Source organism: Pseudomonas simiae (assembly GCF_900111895.1).
GTDB classification, from domain to species: Bacteria; Pseudomonadota; Gammaproteobacteria; order Pseudomonadales; family Pseudomonadaceae; genus Aquipseudomonas; species Aquipseudomonas simiae.
In genome coordinates this window covers 1-22993 of the sequence record NZ_FOKB01000003.1, presented here as the reverse complement: position 1 = coordinate 22993, position 22993 = coordinate 1, and the positions used below count along the sequence as shown (strand labels likewise).

At 59.8% G+C, this 22993-nt stretch carries 24 protein-coding genes; 15 read left to right on the top strand and 9 right to left on the bottom strand.

The genetic code is table 11. The annotated features are described in order from the left end of the window. Positions 1-21 precede the first annotated feature (21 nt). The 11 genes from BMZ57_RS10120 (at position 22) to BMZ57_RS10070 (ending at position 11149) form a co-directional block, all read left to right on the top strand. Positions 22-1062: an ABC transporter substrate-binding protein gene (locus tag BMZ57_RS10120; RefSeq protein WP_010206957.1), complete on the top strand. Its 1041-nt coding sequence runs from the start codon at positions 22-24 to the stop codon at positions 1060-1062. A 157-nt stretch (positions 1063-1219) separates the two neighbouring features. Next, a complete protein-coding gene (locus BMZ57_RS10115) occupies positions 1220-2467 on the top strand; it encodes an ABC transporter permease (protein WP_010206956.1) in 1248 nt (415 codons plus the stop codon). Between the two features lie 12 nt (positions 2468-2479). After that, positions 2480-3304, top strand: a complete 825-nt coding sequence (locus BMZ57_RS10110; RefSeq protein WP_010206955.1) for an ABC transporter permease — start codon at positions 2480-2482, stop codon at positions 3302-3304. 217 nt (positions 3305-3521) lie between these two features. Next, positions 3522-4670, top strand: coding sequence for an iron-containing alcohol dehydrogenase (locus BMZ57_RS10105; RefSeq protein WP_021491377.1), 1149 nt, complete (start codon positions 3522-3524; stop codon positions 4668-4670). Positions 4671-4754: 84 nt separating this feature from the next. Then, the gene (gene rpe / locus BMZ57_RS10100) at positions 4755-5429 is read left to right on the top strand and encodes a ribulose-phosphate 3-epimerase (RefSeq protein ID WP_010206952.1); all 675 of its coding nucleotides are present in this window, start codon (positions 4755-4757) and stop codon (positions 5427-5429) included. Further along, the gene (locus BMZ57_RS10095; RefSeq protein ID WP_042571474.1) at positions 5426-6244 is read left to right on the top strand and encodes a phosphoglycolate phosphatase; all 819 of its coding nucleotides are present in this window, start codon (positions 5426-5428) and stop codon (positions 6242-6244) included. The genes rpe and BMZ57_RS10095 overlap by 4 nt, the downstream gene beginning before the upstream one ends. Before the next feature lie 70 nt (positions 6245-6314). Next, positions 6315-7796 (top strand): anthranilate synthase component I, encoded by a 1482-nt coding sequence (trpE, locus tag BMZ57_RS10090; RefSeq protein WP_069672891.1) that lies wholly within the window; start codon positions 6315-6317, stop codon positions 7794-7796. Between the two features lie 10 nt (positions 7797-7806). Next, entirely contained in the window at positions 7807-8400 is a 594-nt protein-coding gene (locus tag BMZ57_RS10085; RefSeq protein WP_010206949.1) for an aminodeoxychorismate/anthranilate synthase component II, read from the top strand. Positions 8401-8409: 9 nt separating this feature from the next. Further along, positions 8410-9459 carry an anthranilate phosphoribosyltransferase gene (gene trpD, locus BMZ57_RS10080; RefSeq protein ID WP_010206948.1) on the top strand — a complete coding sequence of 350 codons (1050 nt, stop codon included), beginning with the start codon at positions 8410-8412 and terminating at the stop codon, positions 9457-9459. Next, positions 9456-10292 (top strand): indole-3-glycerol phosphate synthase TrpC, encoded by an 837-nt coding sequence (gene trpC, locus BMZ57_RS10075; protein WP_010206947.1) that lies wholly within the window; start codon positions 9456-9458, stop codon positions 10290-10292. The genes trpD and trpC overlap by 4 nt, the downstream gene beginning before the upstream one ends. A 161-nt stretch (positions 10293-10453) precedes the next feature. Further along, complete coding sequence (locus BMZ57_RS10070; RefSeq protein WP_010206946.1) at positions 10454-11149, top strand: lipoate--protein ligase family protein; 696 nt, start codon at positions 10454-10456, stop codon at positions 11147-11149. Here BMZ57_RS10070 and crp read toward each other — a convergent pair. Then, positions 11146-11790: a cAMP-activated global transcriptional regulator CRP gene (gene crp, locus BMZ57_RS10065; protein ID WP_010206944.1), complete on the bottom strand. Its 645-nt coding sequence runs from the start codon at positions 11788-11790 to the stop codon at positions 11146-11148. The genes BMZ57_RS10070 and crp overlap by 4 nt on opposite strands. Positions 11791-12037: 247 nt before the next feature. Between crp and BMZ57_RS10060 the strand changes: the two genes are divergently transcribed. Continuing rightward, positions 12038-12460: an OsmC family protein gene (locus BMZ57_RS10060; protein WP_005792019.1), complete on the top strand. Its 423-nt coding sequence runs from the start codon at positions 12038-12040 to the stop codon at positions 12458-12460. A 60-nt stretch (positions 12461-12520) separates the two neighbouring features. On the opposite strand, the gene coq7 is transcribed toward BMZ57_RS10060, so the two are convergent. From coq7 to hemJ, 6 genes are all read right to left on the bottom strand, one after another. Beyond that, positions 12521-13168: a 2-polyprenyl-3-methyl-6-methoxy-1,4-benzoquinone monooxygenase gene (gene coq7, locus BMZ57_RS10055; RefSeq protein ID WP_021491380.1), complete on the bottom strand. Its 648-nt coding sequence runs from the start codon at positions 13166-13168 to the stop codon at positions 12521-12523. A gap of 116 nt (positions 13169-13284) precedes the next feature. Continuing rightward, entirely contained in the window at positions 13285-13623 is a 339-nt protein-coding gene (locus tag BMZ57_RS10050) for a histidine triad nucleotide-binding protein (RefSeq protein WP_010206940.1), read from the bottom strand. A gap of 46 nt (positions 13624-13669) precedes the next feature. Next, entirely contained in the window at positions 13670-14458 is a 789-nt protein-coding gene (locus tag BMZ57_RS10045) for an SDR family NAD(P)-dependent oxidoreductase (protein WP_010206939.1), read from the bottom strand. Between the two features lie 63 nt (positions 14459-14521). Beyond that, a complete protein-coding gene (locus BMZ57_RS10040; RefSeq protein WP_021491381.1) occupies positions 14522-15478 on the bottom strand; it encodes a DUF805 domain-containing protein in 957 nt (318 codons plus the stop codon). A gap of 70 nt (positions 15479-15548) precedes the next feature. Continuing rightward, positions 15549-16511, bottom strand: a complete 963-nt coding sequence (locus BMZ57_RS10035) for an NAD(P)H-dependent flavin oxidoreductase (protein ID WP_021491382.1) — start codon at positions 16509-16511, stop codon at positions 15549-15551. Between the two features lie 24 nt (positions 16512-16535). Continuing rightward, positions 16536-16964, bottom strand: a complete 429-nt coding sequence (hemJ, locus tag BMZ57_RS10030; protein WP_010206936.1) for a protoporphyrinogen oxidase HemJ — start codon at positions 16962-16964, stop codon at positions 16536-16538. Positions 16965-17100: 136 nt separating this feature from the next. Here hemJ and argC point away from each other — a divergent pair, with 136 nt between their 5' ends. Next, complete coding sequence (gene argC, locus BMZ57_RS10025; RefSeq protein ID WP_021491383.1) at positions 17101-18135, top strand: N-acetyl-gamma-glutamyl-phosphate reductase; 1035 nt, start codon at positions 17101-17103, stop codon at positions 18133-18135. A gap of 165 nt (positions 18136-18300) precedes the next feature. Next, complete coding sequence (gene erpA, locus BMZ57_RS10020; protein ID WP_003176443.1) at positions 18301-18651, top strand: iron-sulfur cluster insertion protein ErpA; 351 nt, start codon at positions 18301-18303, stop codon at positions 18649-18651. A 77-nt stretch (positions 18652-18728) separates the two neighbouring features. Here the strand turns inward: erpA and BMZ57_RS10015 are convergent, their stop codons facing one another. Continuing rightward, positions 18729-19820, bottom strand: a complete 1092-nt coding sequence (locus tag BMZ57_RS10015; protein ID WP_069672890.1) for an anhydro-N-acetylmuramic acid kinase — start codon at positions 19818-19820, stop codon at positions 18729-18731. A gap of 3 nt (positions 19821-19823) precedes the next feature. Then, positions 19824-21242, bottom strand: coding sequence for a peptidoglycan DD-metalloendopeptidase family protein (locus tag BMZ57_RS10010; RefSeq protein ID WP_010206933.1), 1419 nt, complete (start codon positions 21240-21242; stop codon positions 19824-19826). Between the two features lie 209 nt (positions 21243-21451). On the opposite strand from BMZ57_RS10010, the gene tyrS reads away from it, so the two are divergent. Next, positions 21452-22651, top strand: a complete 1200-nt coding sequence (gene tyrS / locus BMZ57_RS10005; RefSeq protein ID WP_010206932.1) for a tyrosine--tRNA ligase — start codon at positions 21452-21454, stop codon at positions 22649-22651. The last annotated feature ends 342 nt before the right edge of the window (positions 22652-22993 follow it).

The window sequence follows — 22993 nt, the reverse complement described above, 5'->3', positions numbered from 1 at the left end:
CTGCACGTGGAGAGAACAACAATGTTGAGTTCCTTGAAGTATTCCGTTTTGGCATTGAGCTTGATGGGTGCGACACAGGCCATGGCAGGCCCGGATCTGACGGTCGTGTCCTTTGGCGGCGCGAACAAGGCGGCCCAGGTCAAGGCCTTCTATGCACCGTGGGAAAGCGCGGGCAACGGCAAGATCGTCGCCGGCGAGTACAACGGTGAAATGGCCAAGGTCAAAGCCATGGTCGACACCAAGAGCGTGTCCTGGGACTTGGTGGAAGTGGAGTCGCCGGAACTGTCCCGTGGCTGCGATGAAGACATGTTCGAGCCCCTGGACCCGAAACTGTTCGGCAACACGGCTGACTACGTGAAGGGTGCGATCCAGCCGTGTGGCGTGGGCTTCTTCGTGTGGTCGACGGTGCTCGCCTACAACGCCGACAAGCTGGCATCCGCGCCAACCAGCTGGGCGGATTTCTGGGACACCAAGAAATTCCCTGGCAAGCGTGGCCTGCGCAAAGGCGCCAAGTACACCCTGGAATTCGCCTTGATGGCTGACGGCGTTGCACCGAAAGACGTGTACAAAGTGCTGGCCGGCAAAGACGGCCAGGACCGCGCGTTCAAGAAACTCGACGAGCTCAAGCCGTCGATCCAGTGGTGGGAAGCCGGCGCACAACCGCCGCAGTACCTGGCCTCGGGGGACGTGGTGATGAGCTCGGCGTACAACGGCCGCATTGCCGCCGTGCAGAAAGAAAGCAACCTGAAAGTGGTGTGGAACGGCGGCATCTACGACTTCGACGCCTGGGCCATCCCTAAAGGCCTGGCCAAGGATCGTGCCGAAGCGGCGAAAAAATTCATCGCCTTCTCGGTGCAGCCACAGCAACAGAAGACCTACTCGGAAAACATCGCCTACGGCCCGGCCAATACCCAAGCCGTACCGTTGCTGGCCAAGGACGTGCTGAAGGACATGCCGACCACTCCGGAAAACATCGCCAACCAGGTGCAGATCGATGTGAGCTTCTGGGCGGATAACGGCGAGCAGCTGGAGCAGCGCTTCAATTCCTGGGCTGCCAAGTAACACTGCATAACCCTGTGGGAGGGGGCTTGCCCCCGATGACGGCGGTCCAGTCGATATATGTGTTGACTGAAAGTCTGCCATCGGGGGCAAGCCCCCTCCCACAAGGGATTTCTTGTGTGTGAAAGGTTGCATTCATTTTCAAGATTCGGAGTCAGCCATGGCCATCGCCGTTCCCTCGAACGAGGTCAGCAGCCCCACCCTCAAGCAGCGCCTGGCGCGTGCCGAGCGGCTCAACCGCTGGAAGGCCCAGGCCTTGATTGCGCCGCTGGTGCTGTTCTTGCTGCTGGTGTTCCTGGTGCCGATTGTGGCGCTGTTGTTCAAAAGCGTCGGCAACCCGGAAGTGGTAGGCGGTTTGCCGCGTACCGTGGTGGCGGTGACGGCCTGGGATGGCCGGGGCCTGCCGGGCGAGCCGGTGTACCAGGCCCTCAGTGAGGACTTGAGCGAAGCCCGCCAAAACCAGACGTTGGGCGATCTGTCCAAGCGCTTGAACATGGAACTGGCCGGCTACCGCAGCCTGCTGACCAAAACCGCGCGGGCGCTGCCGTTCAGTGAAGCGCCGGCCTCCTATAAAGAAGCGCTGGAAAGCCTCGATGAACGCTGGGGTGACCCGGCGTACTGGCAAGCGATCCGGCGCAATACCAGCAGCCTGACGCCGTTCTATCTGCTGGCGGCTGTCGATCACCGCATCGACGACCTCGGTGAAGTGGCACCGGCCACGCCGGACCAGGCGATTTACCTGGACATCTTCGCCCGTACTTTCTGGATGGGCCTGGTGATCACGGCGGTCTGCCTGCTGTTGGCTTATCCCCTGGCGTACCTGCTGGCCAATCTGCCTGCACGCCAAAGCAACTTGTTGATGATCCTGGTGTTGCTGCCATTCTGGACCTCGATCCTGGTGCGCGTGGCGGCCTGGATCGTACTGCTGCAGTCCGGCGGCCTGATCAACAGCGCACTGATGGGCATGGGGCTGATCGATAAGCCGTTGGAGCTGGTGTTCAACCGTACCGGCGTCTACATCTCCATGGTGCACATCTTGCTGCCGTTCATGATCCTGCCGATCTACAGCGTGATGAAGGGCATTTCGCCCACCTATATGCGTGCGGCCATTTCCCTGGGCTGCCATCCGTTCACCAGCTTCTGGCGGGTGTACTTCCCGCAGACCTACGCCGGTGTCGGCGCCGGTTGCCTGTTGGTGTTCATTCTGGCGATTGGTTACTACATCACCCCGGCATTGCTGGGCAGCCCGAACGACCAGATGGTCAGTTACTTCGTGGCGTTCTACACCAACACCAGCATCAACTGGGGCATGGCAACGGCGTTGGGTGGCTTGCTGCTGCTGGCCACCGTGGTGCTGTATTTGATCTATAACCGGCTGGTAGGCGCCAGCCGCCTGCGCCTGAGCTGAGGAGACCTTTCGATGCTGAGCCCTTATATGTCGCCCGTCGAGCGGGTGTGGTTCTACAGCTTGCGGATCCTCTGCGGCTTGATCCTGTTGTTTTTGATTCTGCCGGTGCTGGTGATCATCCCGCTGTCATTCAACAGTGGCAGTTTTCTGGTGTACCCGTTGCAGGGTTTCTCGCTGCACTGGTACCAGGATTTCTTCGCCTCCGCCGAATGGATGCGTGCTCTCAAGAACAGCGTCATTGTCGCCCCGGCGGCCACGGTGCTGGCCATGGTGTTCGGTACCTTGGCGGCGATTGGTCTGACTCGCGGCAACTTCCCTGGCAAGGCGCTGGTCATGGCGCTGGTGATTTCGCCGATGGTGGTGCCGGTGGTGATCATTGGCGTGGCCAGTTATCTGTTCTTCGCGCCACTGGGCCTGGGCAACAGTTTTTTCTCGCTGATCGTGGTGCATGCGGTGCTGGGCGTGCCGTTTGTGATCATCACCGTGTCGGCGACGTTGCAGGGTTTCAACCACAACCTGGTGCGGGCGGCGGCCAGCCTGGGTGCTTCGCCACTCACTGCGTTTCGCCGGGTGACCTTGCCGTTGATTGCACCAGGCGTGATTTCCGGGGCGCTGTTTGCCTTCTCCACGTCGTTTGATGAGGTGGTGGTAACGCTGTTTCTCGCCGGCCCCGAGCAAGCGACCCTGCCGCGTCAGATGTTCAGCGGCATCCGCGAAAACCTCAGCCCGACGATTGCCGCCGCCGCGACCTTGCTGATTGCCTTCTCGGTGTTGTTGTTGCTGACCCTGGAGTGGTTGCGCGGGCGTAGCGAGAAACTGCGCACCGCACAGGTTTAACTATCAGATGAAGATCACAATGTGGGAGCGGGCTTGCTCGCGAATGCGGTCTATCAGTAACACGTGCACTGGCTGACCCACCGCCTTCGCGAGCAAGCCCGCTCCCACATGGGGCCTGTGTTGAACCAGAAATTGCCATTCAGCCGCTGAATGCTAGGCAACCCAGATTCCCCAGCTATTCTTGTGCCAGCCCATCTCCGAATAAGAGGCCGCGCACATGAGTACTTCCTCATTCAAGATCGCCCATAAACTGCTGACCGGCGCGGGCGCCATCGAACAACTGGCCGCCGAGCTGACGCGCCTGGATGTGGATAACCCGCTGATCGTCACCGACGCCGCGCTGGTCAAGTCCGGTACCGTGGCGCTGGCCCTCGAACACCTGGGCGAACGCAGCTACGAAATTTTCGACCGCGTACTGCCTGACCCCGAAATCGCCATTGTCGAAGACTGCATGCGCGTCTACCGCGAGGGTGGGCATGACGGTTTGATCGGCCTGGGCGGCGGCAGCGCCATCGACATTGCCAAAAGCGTTGCCGCCTATGCCGGTTACCACGGCGCCCTGGCGGACTTGTTCGGCGTCGACCAGGTGCCGCGCAAGGGCCCGCCGCTGATCGCCATTCCCACCACGGCGGGTACTGGTTCGGAGGTGACCAATGTGGCGATCCTCTCCGACAAGGCCGCGCAGCTGAAAAAAGGCATCGTCAGCGACTACCTGCTGCCGGACGTCGCACTGATCAGCCCGCAAATGACCCTGACCTGCCCGCGCAGCGTCACCGCCGCCAGTGGCGTGGATGCGTTGGTGCATGCTATCGAATCCTACCTGTCGCTGAACGCCTCGCCGATCACCGACGCCCTGGCGATTGGCGCGATCAAGCTGATCGCCCATGCATTGCCCAAGGCCTACGCCAACCCAGCCAACCTGCAGGCCCGTGACGACATGGCCACCGCCAGCCTGATGGCCGGCATGGCGTTCGGGAATGCGGGAGTCGGCGCGGTGCACGCGTTGGCGTATCCACTGGGGGGGCGTTTCAATATCGCCCATGGCGTGAGCAATGCGCTGTTGCTGCCCTATGTGATGCACTGGAACAAATTGGCCTGCGTTGAGCGCATGCAGGACATTGCGCAGGCCATGGGGGTGAATGTCACCGGCCTGAGCGTCAACGATGCCGCCGACCAGGCGGTGGAAGCGATGACGCGACTGTGCGCTGCGGTGGAGATCCCGGCAGGGCTGCACAGTTTCGGGGTGCCCGAGGACGCGATCCCCGCGATGGCGGTGGAGGCGGCGGGCATTGAGCGGCTGATGCGCAACAACCCGCGCAAGCTCAGCGCGGCCGATATCGAGAAAATCTACCGGGCCGCTTACTAACCGTTGAGTTAGGTCACGGTGCGCGCGGCAAAGCATGAGGTATACAATGCGCGCCATCGTGATTTAGCTCAAAAAAGGTGCGTCATGCAGCCCTTCGTCATTGCTCCATCGATTCTCTCTGCCGACTTCGCCCGCCTGGGTGAGGAAGTGGACAAAGTGTTGGCCGCCGGTGCCGACTTCGTGCACTTCGATGTCATGGACAACCACTACGTACCCAATCTGACCATCGGCCCGATGGTCTGCGCCGCGTTGCGTAAGTACGGCATCACTGCGCCGATCGATGCACACCTGATGGTCAGCCCCGTGGATCGCATCATTGGCGACTTCGTGGAAGCTGGCGCAACCTACATCACCTTCCACCCGGAAGCCTCGCTGCACGTCGACCGCACGCTGCAGCTGATCCACGAAGGTGGCTGCAAGGCGGGCCTGGTGTTCAACCCGGCCACTCCGTTGAGCGTGCTTGAGTACGTGATGGACAAGGTCGACATGATCCTGTTGATGAGCGTCAACCCCGGTTTCGGCGGCCAGAAGTTCATCCCTGGCACGCTGAACAAGCTGCGCGAAGCCCGTGCGTTGATCGATGCGTCCGGCCGCGATATCCGCCTGGAAATCGACGGTGGGGTCAACGTCAACAACATCCGCGAAATCGCCGCCGCTGGCGCCGACACCTTTGTGGCCGGCTCGGCGATCTTCAACGCGCCGGACTACCAGGAAGTCATCGATAAGATGCGTGCCGAGCTGGCGCTGGCGCGTCCATGAGCGGCTTTGAGCAGCTGTTCCCCGGCAAATTGCCACGGCTGGTGATGTTCGATCTGGACGGCACCTTGATCGACTCGGTGCCCGACCTGGCGGCGGCGGTGGACGAAATGCTGCTCAAGCTAGGGCGTAAGCCGGCCGGGATCGAGTCGGTGCGCGAATGGGTCGGCAACGGCGTGCAGATGCTGGTGCGCCGGGCCTTGGCCAACAACATCGATGCTGAAGGTGTCGATGAAGTCGAAGCCGAGCACGCCCTGGAATTGTTCAACGCCGCCTATGAAGACGGCCACGAGTTGACCGTGGTTTACCCCGGCGTGCGCGACACCCTCAAGTGGCTGAGCAAGCAGGGCGTGGAAATGGCCCTGATCACCAACAAGCCGGAGCGCTTCGTCGCGCCGCTGTTGGACCAGATGAAAATCGGCCGGTATTTCCGCTGGATCATCGGTGGCGATACCCTGCCGCAGAAAAAACCCGACCCGGCGGCGCTGTTTTTCGTGATGAAAATGGCCAATATCCCGGCCTCGCAGTCGTTGTTTGTCGGCGATTCGCGCAGTGATGTGCAGGCGGCAAAGGCGGCGGGTGTGCAGTGCGTAGCTCTCAGTTACGGCTATAACCATGGTCGGCCGATCGCCGAAGAGTCGCCTTCACTGGTGATTGATGACCTGCGCCTGTTAATCCCCGGTTGCTTGGGAGCTGGCGCTGAGATAACGTTGCCCGATACCGATCCGTCCCCTTCTGGAAATTCCATCGTGGTGGTCACTCGCAAACTCTGGATGAAAGTCATTAAGGCCCTGGCCCGCTGGCGTTGGCGCGCCTGACTGTTCCTGGCCGCGCTCTGCGGCACGTTTGCATACCTGACTGTTAGACCCTCAAGCCACGAGGCATATCATGACCCGCGAAGAATTCCTGCGTTTGGCTGCTGCCGGCTATAACCGCATCCCCCTGGCCTGCGAAACCCTGGCCGACTTCGACACGCCGCTGTCGATCTACCTGAAACTGGCCGACGAGCCTAACTCCTACCTGCTTGAGTCCGTACAGGGCGGCGAGAAGTGGGGGCGTTACTCGATCATCGGCTTGCCGTGCCGCACGGTACTGCGTGTACACGACCATCACGTGAGCATTACCCATGATGGCGTCGAGATCGAAAGCCACGATGTCGACGACCCGCTGGCGTTCGTCGAAGTGTTCAAGGCGCGCTACAACGTGCCGACCATTGCCGGCCTGCCGCGTTTCAACGGCGGTCTGGTGGGTTACTTCGGTTATGACTGCGTGCGTTATGTGGAAAAACGCTTGGGCAAATGCCCGAACCCGGATCCGCTGGGTGTGCCGGACATTCTGCTGATGGTTTCCGATGCGGTCGTCGTATTCGACAACCTGGCCGGCAAGATGCACGCGATCGTGCTCGCCGACCCGTCCCAGGCCGACGCCTTCGAACAAGGCCAGGCCAGCCTCGAAGCCCTGCTGGAAAAACTACGTCAGCCGATCACCCCGCGTCGCGGCCTGGACCTCAGCCGTCCACCGGCCGCCGACCCGGTGTTCCGCTCCAGCTTTACCCAGGATGACTACGAGCGTGCCGTCGACACCATCAAGGAATATATCCTCGCCGGTGACTGCATGCAGGTGGTGCCATCGCAACGCATGTCCATCGACTTCAAGGCCGCGCCGATCGATCTGTATCGCGCATTGCGCTGCTTCAATCCGACGCCGTACATGTACTTCTTCAACTTTGGTGACTTCCACGTGGTGGGCAGTTCGCCGGAAGTGCTTGTGCGTGTCGAAGACAACTTGATCACCGTGCGCCCGATCGCCGGTACGCGCCCGCGTGGTGCGACCGAAGAGGCCGACCTGGCGCTGGAAGAAGACCTGCTGAGCGACGACAAGGAAATCGCCGAACACCTGATGCTGATTGACTTGGGGCGCAATGACACCGGGCGTGTCTCGGAAATTGGTTCGGTGAAACTCACCGAGAAGATGGTGATCGAGCGTTATTCGAATGTGATGCACATCGTGTCCAACGTCACCGGCGAGCTGAAAGCCGGCTTGACTGCGATGGACGCACTGCGCGCGATTCTGCCGGCGGGCACCTTGTCGGGTGCGCCGAAGATCCGCGCGATGGAAATCATCGACGAGCTGGAACCGGTGAAACGTGGTGTCTACGGCGGCGCCGTGGGTTATTTCGCCTGGAACGGCAACATGGACACGGCCATTGCGATTCGTACGGCCGTGATCAAGGACGGGGAGCTGCACGTGCAGGCCGGTGGCGGGATTGTCGCCGACTCGGTGCCGGCCCTCGAGTGGGAAGAAACCCTGAACAAGCGCCGCGCGATGTTCCGCGCCGTTGCGCTGGCTGAACAGACCCCTAATTCTTGAGGTTTCCCCCATGTTGCTGATGATTGATAACTACGATTCCTTTACCTACAACGTTGTGCAGTACCTGGGCGAGTTGGGTGCCGAGGTCAAGGTGGTGCGCAACGACGAACTGACCGTGGCCGAGATCGCAGCCCTGAACCCGGAGCGCATCGTGGTTTCGCCAGGCCCGTGCACGCCGACCGAGGCGGGTATTTCCCTGGAAGCGATCCAGTATTTCGCCGGCAAGCTGCCGATCCTGGGCGTGTGCCTGGGCCACCAATCCATTGGCCAGGCTTTTGGCGGCGACGTAGTGCGCGCGCGCCAGGTGATGCACGGCAAGACCAGCCCGGTGTTCCATAAAGATGTAGGCGTGTTTCATGGCCTCAACCTTCCGGTGACGGTGACCCGCTACCACTCGCTGGTGGTCAAGCGCGAAACCCTGCCGGAATGCCTGGAGCTGACCGCCTGGACCCAACTGGAAGACGGCTCGGTCGACGAGATCATGGGCCTGCGCCACAAGACACTGAATATCGAAGGGGTGCAATTTCACCCCGAGTCGATCCTGACCGAGCAGGGCTACGAGCTGTTCGCCAACTTTCTCAAGCAGAGCGGCGGCACGCGCTAAGGACTTTCCATGGATATCAAGACTGCCCTGAGCCGTATCGTCGGCCACCTGGACCTGAGCACCGCTGAAATGAGCGATGTGATGCGCGAAATCATGACCGGCCAATGCACGGACGCGCAGATCGGCGCGTTCATGATGGCCATGCGCATGAAGAGCGAAAGCATTGACGAGATCGTCGGCGCCGTATCGGTGATGCGCGAGCTGGCGGACAAGGTCGAGCTCAAGACCCTCGATGGCGTGGTGGATGTGGTCGGCACCGGCGGTGACGGTGCGAACATCTTCAACGTGTCGACGGCTTCTTCGTTTGTGGTCGCGGCTGCAGGTTGCACCGTGGCCAAGCACGGTAACCGTGCGGTGTCCGGCAAGAGCGGCAGCGCCGATTTGCTGGAAGCGGCCGGGATCTACCTGAACCTGACCCCGGTACAAGTGGCGCGCTGCATCGACAGCGTCGGCATCGGCTTCATGTTTGCCCAATCCCACCATGGCGCGATGAAGCACGCCGCGGGTCCGCGCAAGGACCTCGGCCTGCGCACCCTGTTCAACATGCTCGGCCCGCTTACGAATCCGGCCGGTGTGAAACACCAGGTGGTGGGCGTATTCAGCCAGGCACTGTGCCGGCCATTAGCCGAAGTGCTGCAGCGTCTGGGCAGCAAGCATGTGCTGGTGGTGCATTCCAAGGACGGCTTGGACGAATTCAGCCTGGCGGCTCCGACTTTCGTGGCGGAACTGAAGAACGACCAGGTCACCGAATATTGGGTCGAGCCGGAAGATTTGGGCATGAAGAGCCAGAGCCTGCACGGCCTGGCGGTGGAAAGCCCGGCGGCGTCCCTGGAACTGATTCGCGATGCCTTGGGGCGTCGCAAGACCGAGAATGGTCAAAAAGCGGCAGAAATGATTGTTCTGAATGCCGGTGCGGCGCTGTACGCCGCCGATCACGCCTACAGTCTTAAAGAGGGCGTAGCCCTTGCTCATGATGCGTTGCACACCGGGCTCGCGCGCGAGAAGCTTGAAGAACTGGGTGCCTTTACTGCGGTGTTCAAGATGGAGAATGAAGGATGAGTGTGCCGACCGTTCTGGAAAAGATCCTGGCTCGCAAGGCTGAAGAAGTGGCTGAGCGCCGTGCCCGCGTCAGTCTCGCTGAGCTGGAAGCCCAGGCGAAAACCGCCGATGCACCGCGTGGCTTTGCCAATGCGCTGATCAAGCAGGCCAAGGAAAAGCAGCCTGCCGTCATTGCGGAAATCAAGAAGGCCTCGCCTAGCAAGGGTGTGATCCGCGAGAACTTCGTGCCGTCGGAAATCGCCGTCAGTTATGAGAAGGGCGGGGCCACGTGCCTGTCCGTGCTGACCGATATCGACTATTTCCAGGGTTCCGACCTGTTCCTGCAGCAAGCCCGCGCCGCGTGCAAGTTGCCGGTGATCCGCAAGGATTTCATGGTCGATCCGTATCAGATCGTCGAAGCCCGTGCCCTGGGCGCCGACTGTGTGCTGTTGATCGTTTCCGCGCTGGATGACGTGAAGATGGCCGAGCTGGCAGCCGTGGCCAAAAGCGTCGGTCTGGACGTGCTGGTGGAAGTGCACGACGGCGATGAGCTGGAACGCGCACTGAAAACCCTCGACACACCGCTGGTGGGGGTCAACAACCGTAACCTGCACACCTTCGAGGTCAGCCTGGAAAACACCCTCGACCTGCTGCCGCGCATTCCGCGTGACCGTCTGGTGATCACCGAGAGCGGCATCGTCAACCGTGCCGATGTGGAGCTGATGGAGATCAGTGGGGTGTATTCGTTCCTGGTGGGCGAGACCTTCATGCGGGCCGAGAACCCAGGGGCTGAACTGCAGCGCCTGTTCTTCCCGGAGCGGGGCGTGGCGGTCAGCGGTTCGACACTAGACTGACGTAAAACCCGGTCAACATTTAAAATACAGTCTAAATGTAAGAGCGGGCTTGCTCGCGAATGCGGTGTATCAGTCATTGCGCTTTTTACTGACAGACCGCATTCGCGAGCAAGCCCGCTCCCACATCTGGGTTTGTGTCTATTCAGATAGGTAGGTGTTTGATGGCTAAGCCGGTGTCGATGACGGTTGAAGCTGGGCTGGCCGCCGAGCAAGCCTTGCTGGCAGCCGTCTGCGCGGGTGATCAGGCGTTTGGCCTGCTGTTCTGGCAACCCAACGATCAAGCCTTGGTGATGCCCCGCCGTTTGAGTCGGCTGCCGGCGTTCGAAACCGCCAGCCAAGTCTCGGCTGACGCCGGTTGGCCGGTATTGCTGCGTGAAACCGGCGGAGAACCGGTGCCGCAGTCAAATGCCACGGTCAACATCGCCCTGGTCTACGCCCCACCGCGCAGTGAAGGTGACCAGAATCGTATCGAAACCGGTTACCTGCGCTTATGCCAACCGATCTGCGATTTGCTGATCGAGTTGGGCGGTGATGCCTCGGTTGGTGAAATCGATGGGGCGTTTTGCGATGGCCGTTACAACGTCAACCTCAACGGTCGAAAAATGGTCGGCACTGCCCAGCGCTGGCGCCAAAGTGGTGGCCGCCCGGTAGGGTTGGTGCACGGTGCCTTGTTGCTGGAGAACGATCGCGAGGCGTTGATCGCGGCGGTCAATCGGTTCAATGAAGCGTGTGGTCTCGACCAGCGGGTTCGTGCAGACAGCCATATCGCCTTGCACGAAGCTTTCCCCGCGCCGGATGCGATCAGCCGGCTGGATACCTTGTACCGTCAAATGTTGGCCAGCTTCCTGCCGGTTTAACGGGTACCGAACACCACCATCGTCTTGCCTTTGACATGCACCAGGTTGCGCTCTTCCAGATCCTTGAGCACGCGACCGACCATCTCCCGTGAACAGCCGACAATGCGCCCGATTTCCTGGCGCGTGACCTTGATCTGCATGCCGTCGGGGTGCGTCATGGCGTCGGGCTGCTTGCACAGGTCCAGCAGGCAACGCGCGACTCGGCCGGTTACGTCAAAGAACGCGAGGTCGCCGACCTTGCGGGTGGTGTCCCGCAGGCGCTGGGCAATCTGGCCGCTCAGGGCGTAGAGAATGTCGGGATCGTGCTGGGACAGTTCGCGGAACTTGGCGTAGCTGATCTCGGCCACTTCGCATTCGACCTTGGTGCGCACCCAGGCGCTGCGTTCCTGTTCCTTGCCGGCTTGTTCGAACAGCCCCAACTCCCCAAAGAAATCCCCGGTGTTCAGGTAAGCAATGATCATTTCGCGACCGTCGTCATCCTCGATCAGGATGGTGACCGAGCCTTTGATGATGAAGAACAGTGTTTCGGAGCGTTCGCCGGCGCAGATGATGTTGTGCTTGGCCGGGTGACGACGACGCTGGCAATGCATCAACAGTTTGTCGAGATTCTTGATTTTGGGTATGGGAGTAAGGGCAACCATGGTTGTATCCCGAAAAGACTGCGCTAAATAGTTTGAGTTGTTGTATTCATCGGGTATCGGCACTGATACGCACTGCATAAAGGGTGGCATTACGCCATCGATTTGGCGTCAGCTTAACAGACACATTCTGACTCGATTAGCCAATTTTCTGCGCAAACCCTGCTATTGATCGCTTTTGTTGGAAACACTGACGCAGGCGGGCCCTGTGCTAAGCTGGCGACCCTTTTTTAGCAGTGGAGTCTGGGCGATGAAGGCACGCATCCAATGGGCGGGCGAAGCCATGTTCCTCGGTGAGTCGGGCAGTGGCCATGTGGTGGTCATGGACGGTCCGCCGGAAGCGGGTGGCCGTAACCTGGGCGTACGCCCGATGGAAATGCTCCTGCTGGGCGTGGGCGGTTGCAGCAATTTCGACGTGGTCAGCATCCTCAAGAAATCCCGCCAGGCAGTGGAAAGCTGTGAAGCTTTTCTGGAGGCTGAGCGAGCCACTGAAGACCCCAAGGTATTCACCAAGATCCACATGCATTTCGTGGTGAAGGGGCGGGCGCTTAAAGAAGCCCAGGTCAAGCGTGCGATTGAGTTGTCGGCTGAGAAGTACTGCTCGGCGTCGATCATGCTCGGCGCGGCCGGTGTGGCCATCACCCACGATTACGAAATCATCGAGTTGGGTTGATCGACCGCAGCCCCCATGAGTGAGCTCGCCACCGCGAGCTCGCTCCTGCGGGGTGACGCTTCAGATACGGTAGGTGCTTTTGGTCATGACCTTGGCCAACAGGCTCATGCCAAACCTTACCGGCGCAGGGAAGCGGAAGCCGCCAGCATCCAGTGCGCTTTCCGCGTGATGCTCTTCATCAACACGCATCTGCTCCAGAATGGCCCGGGATTTTTCGTCTTCGGCCGGCAGTTGCTCCAAATGTTCATCCAGGTGTTTGCACACCTGATGTTCGGTCGCCGCGACAAACCCCAGGCTGACTTTATCGCTGATCAGGCCGGCAGCGGCGCCAATCCCGAACGACAAACCATAAAACAGCGGGTTCAGCACGCTTGGGTGACTGCCCAATTGGCGAATGCGTTGCTCGCACCAGGCCAGGTGATCGATTTCTTCTTCGGCGGCATGTTCCATGGCCGCGCGTACCTGGGGCAGCTTGGCGGTCAAGGCCTGGCCCTGGTACAGCGCCTGGGCACAAACTTCGCCGGTATGGTTGATGCGCATCAGGCCGGCGACGTGACGGGTCTCGGTCTCGCTCATCTGGGCGTCGGGCTGCACGATGGCGGGCGAGGGGCGATACGGCTGGCCGCTGAACGGCAGCAGCGTGCGCATGGCCATGTCGGCTTGCAGCAACAGACGGTCAATCGGCGAGTAGTGACGTTGGGTAGTCATGCTGACCTCCGGGAAGAATCTCGGCGGCCAGTTTACCGCAAGAGAGGGGGAAGCGTTTGCGCTGCGTCAAGGGCATGGGGTCGCAGCCTGGGCCGCGCCCTGTGCCTAAGGGCTGATCAGCCCGGTGGCCAGTTCATCTGGCGCTGACCCAGCACATGCATATGGATGTGATAAACGGTCTGCCCACCTTTCGGGTTGCAGTTCATGACCACCCGGAAACCCTCTTCACACCCCTGTTCCACGGCCAAACGCTGGGCGGTGAACAGAATATGACCGGCCAGGGCTTTATCTTCTTCGGTCAGGTCGTTGAGGGTGGGGATGTGTTTCTTGGGAATGACCAGGAAGTGCACTGGCGCCGCTGGGTGGATGTCCTTGAACGCCAGGACTTGATCATCTTCGTAGATGATATCCGCAGGTATTTCTCTGTTGATGATCTTGGTGAACAGAGTATCCACAGCTGTTTCTCCATTATGAATGTGCAGGGTGAGTGTACTCAGCCAGTCAGCGCGGGCAATAGGCCTTGTTGATGGCGCCGGCGATCTTGCGGGTCAGCCAGCGTGGGCTGAAACGCGGGCTGAAGGCGAGCCAGCGGTTACGTCGGCCGGGAATGATGATGGCCTTGTTCTTTTCCAGGGCGCGCACGGTATAGAGCGCCACCTCTTCGGGGCTCATCAGTTGTTGGCTGCGGTCGAGTTTGGCGGTGTCCATTTGTGCCGTGCCGAAGAATGCGGTACGTGTCGGGCCGGGGCAGAGCACCGAGACCTTGATGCCGCAGGTTTTCAGTTCTTCGCGCAGGCCTTCGGAGAAGTGCAGCACATAGGCCTTGCTGGCGTAATAGGTGCTCATCCACGGGCCAGGCTGGAATGCCGCGACGGAGGCCACATTGAGAATCTGGCCGCCGCCGTGCAGCGCCATGGTGTTGCCAAGGGCGTGGCACATGCGGGTCAGGGCGAGGATGTTGACCTCCATGAGGTCTTGTTCGGTCATCCAGTCCTGGGCCAGGAATGGCCCGCTGGTGCCGATGCCGGCGCAGTTCACCAGCAGGTCGATCTGCCGTTCGCCTTCTTCAAGCTCCAGCAGGAACCCGGACAAGCGCAGCGGCTCGCCCAGATCGCAGGCCCGGAACAGCACCTCGACGCCAAAGCGTTGGGTCAATTCGATTGCAATGTTTTCCAACTGGTCACGCTGGCGGGCCACCAGAATCAAGCTGCGGCCGCGACGGGCCAGCGCTTCGGCCAAGGCCAGGCCGATGCCGCTGGAGGCGCCGGTGATCAGAGCGTAACGGGTCATGCCTTTCTCCATCGCAACGCCACCGCGCCTGTGACAAAGGCATCACAGGCCGGGGGCGTTTCTTCACTGTTCTGGAGAGTCTACAGGTTCGTCCGCTTCGTCAGCACTCTGCGCTTCGTCTTCTTCGACGGTCGCGGCTTGGTCGGCATCTTCATCGGAGGTGATGGAGCTGCTTTCGTAGCCGCTGTCCATGTTGGCTTCGAGCTGGTTCAGGTAACCGTTCATACCCAAGGTCACCACGATGGCAAGCATGACCGGGATAAACGCCAGCCACAGGGTGGCCAGGACTTTTACCGCCGTGGAGTTGCGTGGTGGTGGCGCACCGTACTGGTTGGCGCCTGCATTACCCGGCAATACCAGCAGCAGGATCGGGAAGACGCTGTTCACCAGCGGCACCAGGTTGAGAAAGTACAACCAGCCCGACCAACCCAGGTCGTGCAGGCGCTGCACACCGATTTGTACACTGACCCAGACCAGCGCGACAAACAACGCGAGGCCCAGCAATACGCCGAGGATAGTGCCCGCGGTTGGCGAAGCGGTCGCTACGGCAAAGCTAACGGTGCTGATGATGCCACCCGCCACCAACAGCGCCAGAGTCAACACCAGGGTCCAGGCGAGGTACCGCAAGCGCCCGATGCGCCCGTGGATGGTGAACACCTTGAGGGTGGCGTATTCCGGCAGGTCATCACCCACAGCGGAGCGCGGTGGTGCGTAAGGTGAGGCCGCAGTGCGCGAGAAGCTGCCGGAATCCGTTTCGTGCGTCTCGGCGAGGCTGAAGGCGACAGGCTGTTCAGCTTCGATGCGTGCATCGACCCCGGCGTTTTTCAGTGCGGTGAGGTAGGTTTCTGCATCCGGGCGCGACAGGTCACGCTTGAGCGCGACCGGGCGACCGGTGAAGAGCTTCTCGATGGCTTCGACGTCGCTCTTGAACAGCTCGGCCAGGTTCAGCTTGGCCGTGGTGCTTTCGACACCCGGGAGCAAGGCTCCATCAAACACAATCTTGAAACGGTTGTCGCTCATGCGGGCTTCCTTGTCACTTGATTCAGGGAGGTAGTGCAGGCCGGCTCAAGTGGCAGGCCTTGCGGTGGGGTCAGTGCGGCCAGCGCAACTGAGCTGCCTGTTCGCGGGCTTTGCGATATTCGGCATCCAGACGGGCAACCAGTTCATCGACGCTGGGCAAATCATCAATTTCACCGACACCTTGGCCGGCCGACCATACAGTTTTCCACGCCTTGGCCTCGTCGCTCAACGGCTTGAGCTTGGAACCGAAGTTCACTTCGCCTTTGCCTTGCAGGGCGGCCAGGTCGAAACCGGCGTTTTCCAGGCTCTGGCGCATAAAACTGGCGGGCACGCCGGAGACAGCGGGAGTGTGCACGATGTCGGCGGCGCGCGATGTGAGCAGCATCTCTTTATACGCATCCGGGGCATGGCTTTCGGTGGTGGCAATAAAGCGTGTGCCGAAATAGGCCAGGTCGGCCCCCAGCAACTGGGCGGCGAGAATCTCGTGCCCGTGGTTGAGGCAGCCGGCCAGCAGCAGGGTTTTGTCGAAGAACTGGCGGATTTCGGCAATCAGCGAGAACGGGCTCCAGGTGCCGGCGTGGCCGCCAGCGCCGGCCGCCACGGCGATCAAGCCATCCACGCCGGCTTCGGCAGCCTTCTCGGCATGACGTCGGGTGGTGACGTCATGGAACACCAGGCCGCCGTAGCTGTGTACGGCGTCTACCAATTCCTTCACAGCGCCCAGGCTGGTAATGACGATCGGCACTTTGTGTTCGACGCAAATCGCCAGGTCCGCCTCCAGCCGCGGGTTGCTGTTGTGCACGATCAGATTGACGGCGTAAGGCGCGGGGTTGTCCAACTGCGCCAGGCCCGCTTCGATTTCCTCCAGCCAAGCCTTGAACCCGCTGCTTTCGCGTTGGTTGAGCGCCGGGAAGCTTCCGACGACCCCATTGCGGCAGCACGCCAGGACCAGTTGCGGGTTGGAAATCAGGAACATCGGTGCAGCCACGACGGGCAGGCGCAGACGTTGTTCAAGCAGAGCGGGCAGTGACATTGGAGGTACCCCGAGTAATTGAAGTTAGAACGGTTTGACCACGACCAAAATTACGATAGCCAGCAATATCAGAACGGGTACTTCGTTGAACCAGCGATAAAAGACATGGCTGCGGGTGTTTTCGCCACGGGCGAAGCGTTTTACCTGCGCGCCGCACATATGGTGGTAACCGATGAGCAGTACGACGAGGGTCAGTTTGGCGTGAATCCAGGCGCCCGCATGAAAGATGCTTGGGTTCAGGTAGATCAGCCAGCCGCCGAAAATCAGCGTGGCAACCATCGCCGGCCCCATGATGCCGCGGTACAACTTGCGCTCCATGACGCTGAAACGCTCCTTGCTGACGGTATCCTCGCTTTGGGCGTGGTAGACGAACAGGCGTGGCAGGTAGAACAGCCCGGCAAACCAGCAGACGATGCTGACGATGTGGAAGGCTTTGATCCATAGATAGAGCATTTCTAGTTATTCCCAGGTTCACGGTAACTGAAGATAGTAGTGGCTCATGCGCCCGTACGTCACGTTGACGGTTGTCGCAGGACGATACGGCCCCTATTATCGACGGCTTTCCAGTGGGTTCGTTGAGGGCAGGTTTATGGTCAAGGTCGGTATCGTCGGCGGCACGGGTTACACCGGTGTCGAATTGCTGCGTCTGTTGGCACAGCATCCGCAAGCTGAGGTGGTGGTCATCACTTCCCGATCCGAGGCCAGGCTGGCCGTGGCCGATATGTACCCGAACCTGCGAGGCCACTATGACGGCCTGGCGTTCAGCGTTCCGGACATCAAGACCCTGGGCGCGTGCGATGTGGTGTTCTTCGCCACGCCTCACGGTGTTGCCCACGCATTGGCTGGTGAGCTGCTGGCCGCTGGCACCAAGGTGATCGACTTGTCCGCGGACTTCCGTCTGCAAGACGCCGATGAGTGGGCCAAGTGGTACGGCCAGCCGCACGGTGCGCCAGAGTTGCTGGAGGAGGCGGTGTACGGCCTGCCGGAAGTCAATCGTGAGCAGATCAAGCAAGCGCGCCTGATCGCGGTGCCAGGTTGCTATCCAACGGCAACACAACTGGGTTTCCTGCCATTGCTGGAAGCCGGGTTGGCTGATGCGTCGCGCCTGATCGCAGACTGCAAGTCGGGTGTGAGTGGCGCCGGTCGTGGTGCGGCGGTGGGTTCGCTGTACTCCGAGACATCGGAAAGCATGAAGGCCTACGCGGTAAAAGGGCATCGTCACTTGCCGGAAATCCGCCAGGGCCTGCGTCGTGCAGCCGGTAAAGACGTGGGCCTGACCTTCGTACCACACCTGACCCCGATGATCCGCGGCATTCATTCCACGCTCTACGCCACTGTGGCTGACCGTTCGGTTGACCTGCAGGCGCTGTTCGAAAAGCGTTATGCCAACGAACCGTTCGTCGACGTGATGCCAGCCGGCAGCCATCCAGAAACCCGCAGCGTGCGCGGCGCCAATGTGTGCCGGATTGCCGTGCACCGCCCTCAGGATGGCGACCTCGTCGTGGTGTTGTCGGTGATCGATAACCTGGTCAAGGGCGCGTCGGGCCAGGCGGTACAGAACATGAACATCCTGTTTGGCCTGGATGAGAAGCTGGGCTTGTCCCACGCGGGCATGCTGCCTTAAGACGCTCAGGTGGTTGCGCAAAAGGCCCGTTGAACGGGCCTTTTGTGTTTTTAATGGCTGCTATGGAGATTGATATACCGTAACAATAGTTGACCGCTTTTCTAGGAGAAGCGGATAATACCGGCCATTACGCATATGGCGGCGTTACGCCGGGAGATTATCAGCATGAGCGTTGAATCCTTCACCCCCACGGCTTTGCAATTCACCCACGGTGCTGCGCACAAGGTGAAGAGCCTGGTCGATGAAGAGGGTAATGATCGCTTGAAGCTGCGCGTATTCGTTACGGGCGGCGGTTGTTCAGGGTTTCAGTACGGTTTTACCTTCGATGAAGATGTGGCCGATGATGACACCATCGTTGAGCGCGAAGGCGTGAGCCTGGTCGTGGACCCGATGAGCTTCCAATACCTGGCAGGTGCCGAGGTGGATTACCAGGAAGGTTTGGAAGGGTCGCGTTTCGTGATCAAGAACCCTAATGCCACCACTACCTGTGGTTGCGGGTCTTCGTTCTCGATCTGATCTGCAGAGCATACAAAAACGCCGCTTGGCTGTGATAGGCCAAGCGGCGTTTTGCTGTCTGCTGATTGCGGGGCGAATCAGGCGGGGTAGATGGCGCCCAGTACCCGAAGCCCACGTGCGCCGGTGACGCTCGGCCGGTTGGCGGCAATGCCCTCAAGGCAGCAGTGGGCCAGCCAGGCGAAGGCCATGGCTTCGACCCAGTCGGGGTGCACGCCGTAGGTGGCGGTGCTGCTGACGTGGGTTGACGGTAGCAGAGCGGCCAGACGACTCATGAGCGTGGAATTGTGAGCGCCGCCGCCGCAGACCAGCAATGTTTCTGTATGGGGTTGGGCTGACTGTAAGGACTCAACGATCGTCAGGGCGGTCAGCTCAAGCAGCGTTGCCTGCACATTCTGGGGCTCAAATGCAGGCAAGAGGCCAAGGTGTTGGTGCAGCCATTCCAGGTTGAACACTTCGCGCCCAGTGCTCTTGGGGCCTTTGGTCACGAAGAAGGGGTCGCTGAGCAGGGCGTTGAGCAACTGGGGCTCGACCTTTCCGCTGGCGGCCCACTGACCATCGCGATCAAAACGTTCGCCGTGTAGTTGATGAATCCATGCATCCAATAGGACGTTGCCCGGGCCGCAATCGAAGCCGGCTACAGGCTTGCCGGTTTCAATCAGGCTGAGGTTACTGAAACCTCCTACATTCAATACCGCACGGTTACCGGTGTGCTCGCCAAACAGCGCTTCGTGGAAGGCGGGCACCAGCGGCGCGCCCTGGCCACCGGCGGCCACATCACGGCTGCGGAAATCGCTGACCACGGTGATATTTGTCAGCTCGGTGAGCAAGGCCGGGTTACCGATTTGCACGGTAAAGCCTCGGGCGGGCTCATGGCGGATGGTCTGGCCATGGCTGCCGATCGCACGAATGTCCTGGGGCTTGAGGTTTTGCTGATCGAGCAGCGCGTGAATACCGTGTGCGGCCAGCTTCACCCAGTTCTGCTGGGCCATGGCGGAGCGGGCGATTTCATCCGGCCCGCTGGCGCACAAGGCAAGCAGTTCGGCACGTAAGGTATCTGGCATGGGGATGTAGTGCGAGGCGATCAACTTGATCGCCGGGCCTTGCTCGATCACGGCGATGTCCAGGCCATCGAGGCTGGTCCCGGACATCACACCTACATAAAGAGGCATGCCTTAACGCTTCGCCGAAGCCAGCAAGGTGGAGCGTTCCTGATCCATGCGTGCCATCAATGGCTGGCTCTGTTGCATGAAGCGGGCGCGTTCAGCCTTGGCGATCGGGTCGGCCATTGGCAGCTTTTGACCCAGCGGGTCAACGTGCACGCCATTGACCTGGAACTCATAGTGCAAATGCGGGCCAGTGGACAGGCCGGTAGTGCCGATATAGCCGATCACCTGGCCTTGCTTCACAGTGCCGCCGGTTTTCACGCCCTTGGCGAAGCCTTGCATGTGGCCGTATAGCGTACGGTAGGTGTTGCCGTGCTGGATGATCACGGTGTTGCCGTAGCCACCACGACGCCCGGCCAGTAAGACTTTGCCGTCACCTGCCGCTTTGATCGGTGTGCCACGCGGAGCCGCATAGTCCACGCCTTTGTGGGCGCGGATTTTGTTCAGAATTGGATGCTTGCGACCCATGGAGAAACGCGAGCTAATACGAGCGAAGTCCACCGGGGTGCGGATGAAGGCCTTGCGCATGCTATTGCCATCGGCGGTGTAGTAGCTGCTGTTGCCTTGTTTGTTGGTGTAACGCACGGCGGTGTAGGTCTTGCCGCGGTTGGTAAAGCGCGCAGAGAGAATGTTGCCGGTGCCGACGACCTTGCCGTTGGCGACTTTCTGCTCGTAGATCACGTCGAATTCGTCGCCTTGGCGGATGTCCTGGGCGAAGTCGATGTCATAGCCAAACACGCTGGCCATGTCCATGGTCAAGCTGTGGGACAGGCCGGCGCGGGCAGCCGACTGCGACAGAGAGCTATTGATGACGCCGTGGACATAGGCGGAGCGCATCACGGGTTTGGTGGTGATGCGGTTGAAGGCAAAACCCTTGGCGCCTTTGGTCAGGGTGATGCTCTCGAGATCGCTGACATTGCTGTGCAGGTTGTGCAACTGGCCGTCGGGCGTCAGTTCGAACTCAAGTTTCTGGCCGTGTTTGAGCTGGGTGAATTGCTTGGCCTGCTTGTCGCTGGCCAGCACTTCATTGACGGTGGCTGCAGGGAGACCGACTTTCTCGAACAGGGTCGACAATGTGTCGCCCCTGGCCACGACCACTTCTCGGTGTTGTGGATTTTTGGCGGCTTCGGCGGCCGGCGCGGGCGGCTCTTGGGCGGCTTGCTGGGTATCTTCAGGGCCGCTTTCTATCTGCGCGAACGGTGATTCGGTGGGTGCATTTGTGGCTTGTTGCGCGTCGGAAGCGTCTTGATCTTGTGTCAGTTGTTCAACTGGACTTTCCAGGTCAAGGCTCAGGGATGTTCGTTTGGCTTCTACGTCACTGGAAGGGAATACCAGGAGTGCCAGGCTGAGAAGGGCGGCGATACCACTTGCGGCGAGCAGGTGGGTCTTCGGGTAAAGCGGCGGCGCTTTAGACGGTTCAGTGGTCATAGGTAATTTTGACTTTGAAGATGAAATGGAAAAGATGAATGACATGATGAAGATGAAATAACTGTATAAAATATAACCAAATCATCTGTGGCGCAAGCTCGCGAACGCTGGGCTTGCTGAACGGTGTCCGTTCGCAGGGCAAAACTTGTAATTAGTCCCTGATCTTGTATGGTTGGTTCCCTTTTGAATCTGAGCCTTGCGGGTCTGTTATGAAGTCGGTTGAAGAGCAGCTAGCGCTGATAAAACGTGGTGCGGAAGAACTGTTGGTCGAAGCTGAGCTGATCGAAAAGCTCAAGCGTGGTCAGCCCCTGCGTATTAAGGCTGGCTTTGATCCGACTGCGCCGGATCTGCACCTGGGTCATACCGTGCTTATTAATAAGCTGCGCCAGTTCCAGGAATTGGGGCATCAGGTCATCTTCCTTATAGGTGACTTCACCGGGATGATCGGTGATCCGAGCGGCAAGAGCGCCACGCGCCCGCCACTGACGCGTGAGCAGGTTCTCGATAATGCCGAGACCTACAAGACTCAGGTGTTCAAGATTCTCGATCCGGCCAAGACCGAAGTGGCATTCAACTCCACCTGGATGGATCAGATGGGGCCGGCGGATTTCATCCGCCTGACTTCCCAGTACACCGTTGCGCGCATGCTTGAGCGTGATGACTTCGACAAGCGCTACTCCACCAATCAGCCGATCGCCATTCATGAGTTCCTCTACCCGCTGGTTCAGGGGTACGACTCGGTAGCCTTGCGCGCGGATGTTGAGCTGGGCGGTACCGACCAGAAGTTCAACCTGTTGATGGGGCGTGAGTTGCAGCGCGCATACGGGCAAGAGGCCCAGTGCATTCTGACCATGCCTTTGCTGGAGGGCTTGGATGGCGTCAAGAAGATGTCCAAGTCTCTAGGCAACTATGTCGGTATCCAAGAAGCGCCGGGCGTGATGTACGGCAAGCTGGTTTCGATTCCTGATGCGCTGATGTGGCGTTACTTCGAGTTGCTGAGTTTCCGCTCGATGGATGAAATCAATGCGCTGCGTGCTGATGTTGAAGCAGGCGCGAATCCGCGAGATGTGAAGATCAAGCTGGCCGAAGAGATTGTTGCGCGCTTCCATGGTGAAGAGGCTGCGGCCAGTGCTCACCGTGCAGCGGGCAATCGCATGAAGGATGGCGAGCTGCCGGATGATCTGCCGGAGATTGAGCTGTCTGCAGCTGAGGCGATGCCGATTGCTGCTGTCCTTAATAAAGCGGGTCTGGTCAAGAATTCGGCGGTTGCGCGTGATCTTCTGGGTTCCGGTGGTGTGCGTATTGATGGTGAGGTCGTGGATCGCACCTTTATATACGAGCTGGGTGCCACCCATGTTTGCCAGGCTGGTAAGAAGGCATTTGCGCGTATTACGCTCAAATCCGAATAAAACTGGAATTAGGTGTTGACGGCGAATTGTATCTGTCTATAATTCGCCCCACTTCCGGCGCAGTCGAAACGGAAAACTCCTTGGTAAACAATGAGTTATGTAGGTTTCGGCAGCAGGTTGCTTCAGTTCATCGAAGCCAAAAGGGAGTTGAAAAAGAGGTGTTGACAGCAGCGTGTAACGCTGTAGAATTCGCCTCCCGCTAACGAGAGATCGAAGGCGCAAGTGGTTGAAGTTGTTGAAGAATTCTTCGAAAACTTCTGAAAATAATCACTTGACAGCAAATGAGGCTGCTGTAGAATGCGCGCCTCGGTTGAGACGAAAGATCTTAACCAACCGCTCTTT

Bases quoted from the DNA above. Each gene is read 5' to 3' on its own strand.
- rpe (WP_010206952.1), top strand. From the start codon at position 4,755: ATGCAGCCCTTCGTCATTGCTCCATCGATTCTCTCTGCCGACTTCGCC.
- erpA (WP_003176443.1), top strand. From the start codon at position 18,301: ATGAGCGTTGAATCCTTCACCCCCACGGCTTTGCAATTCACCCACGGT.
- BMZ57_RS10115 (WP_010206956.1), top strand. From the start codon at position 1,220: ATGGCCATCGCCGTTCCCTCGAACGAGGTCAGCAGCCCCACCCTCAAG.
- argC (WP_021491383.1), top strand. From the start codon at position 17,101: ATGGTCAAGGTCGGTATCGTCGGCGGCACGGGTTACACCGGTGTCGAA.
- BMZ57_RS10085 (WP_010206949.1), top strand. From the start codon at position 7,807: ATGTTGCTGATGATTGATAACTACGATTCCTTTACCTACAACGTTGTG.
- trpE (WP_069672891.1), top strand. From the start codon at position 6,315: ATGACCCGCGAAGAATTCCTGCGTTTGGCTGCTGCCGGCTATAACCGC.
- BMZ57_RS10105 (WP_021491377.1), top strand. From the start codon at position 3,522: ATGAGTACTTCCTCATTCAAGATCGCCCATAAACTGCTGACCGGCGCG.
- BMZ57_RS10040 (WP_021491381.1), bottom strand. From the start codon at position 15,478: ATGAGCGACAACCGTTTCAAGATTGTGTTTGATGGAGCCTTGCTCCCG.
- BMZ57_RS10035 (WP_021491382.1), bottom strand. From the start codon at position 16,511: ATGTCACTGCCCGCTCTGCTTGAACAACGTCTGCGCCTGCCCGTCGTG.
- BMZ57_RS10095 (WP_042571474.1), top strand. From the start codon at position 5,426: ATGAGCGGCTTTGAGCAGCTGTTCCCCGGCAAATTGCCACGGCTGGTG.
- trpD (WP_010206948.1), top strand. From the start codon at position 8,410: ATGGATATCAAGACTGCCCTGAGCCGTATCGTCGGCCACCTGGACCTG.
- trpC (WP_010206947.1), top strand. From the start codon at position 9,456: ATGAGTGTGCCGACCGTTCTGGAAAAGATCCTGGCTCGCAAGGCTGAA.
- coq7 (WP_021491380.1), bottom strand. From the start codon at position 13,168: ATGACTACCCAACGTCACTACTCGCCGATTGACCGTCTGTTGCTGCAA.
- crp (WP_010206944.1), bottom strand. From the start codon at position 11,790: ATGGTTGCCCTTACTCCCATACCCAAAATCAAGAATCTCGACAAACTG.
- BMZ57_RS10070 (WP_010206946.1), top strand. From the start codon at position 10,454: ATGGCTAAGCCGGTGTCGATGACGGTTGAAGCTGGGCTGGCCGCCGAG.
- BMZ57_RS10060 (WP_005792019.1), top strand. From the start codon at position 12,038: ATGAAGGCACGCATCCAATGGGCGGGCGAAGCCATGTTCCTCGGTGAG.
- hemJ (WP_010206936.1), bottom strand. From the start codon at position 16,964: ATGCTCTATCTATGGATCAAAGCCTTCCACATCGTCAGCATCGTCTGC.
- BMZ57_RS10015 (WP_069672890.1), bottom strand. From the start codon at position 19,820: ATGCCTCTTTATGTAGGTGTGATGTCCGGGACCAGCCTCGATGGCCTG.
- BMZ57_RS10010 (WP_010206933.1), bottom strand. From the start codon at position 21,242: ATGACCACTGAACCGTCTAAAGCGCCGCCGCTTTACCCGAAGACCCAC.
- tyrS (WP_010206932.1), top strand. From the start codon at position 21,452: ATGAAGTCGGTTGAAGAGCAGCTAGCGCTGATAAAACGTGGTGCGGAA.
- BMZ57_RS10110 (WP_010206955.1), top strand. From the start codon at position 2,480: ATGCTGAGCCCTTATATGTCGCCCGTCGAGCGGGTGTGGTTCTACAGC.
- BMZ57_RS10120 (WP_010206957.1), top strand. From the start codon at position 22: ATGTTGAGTTCCTTGAAGTATTCCGTTTTGGCATTGAGCTTGATGGGT.
- BMZ57_RS10045 (WP_010206939.1), bottom strand. From the start codon at position 14,458: ATGACCCGTTACGCTCTGATCACCGGCGCCTCCAGCGGCATCGGCCTG.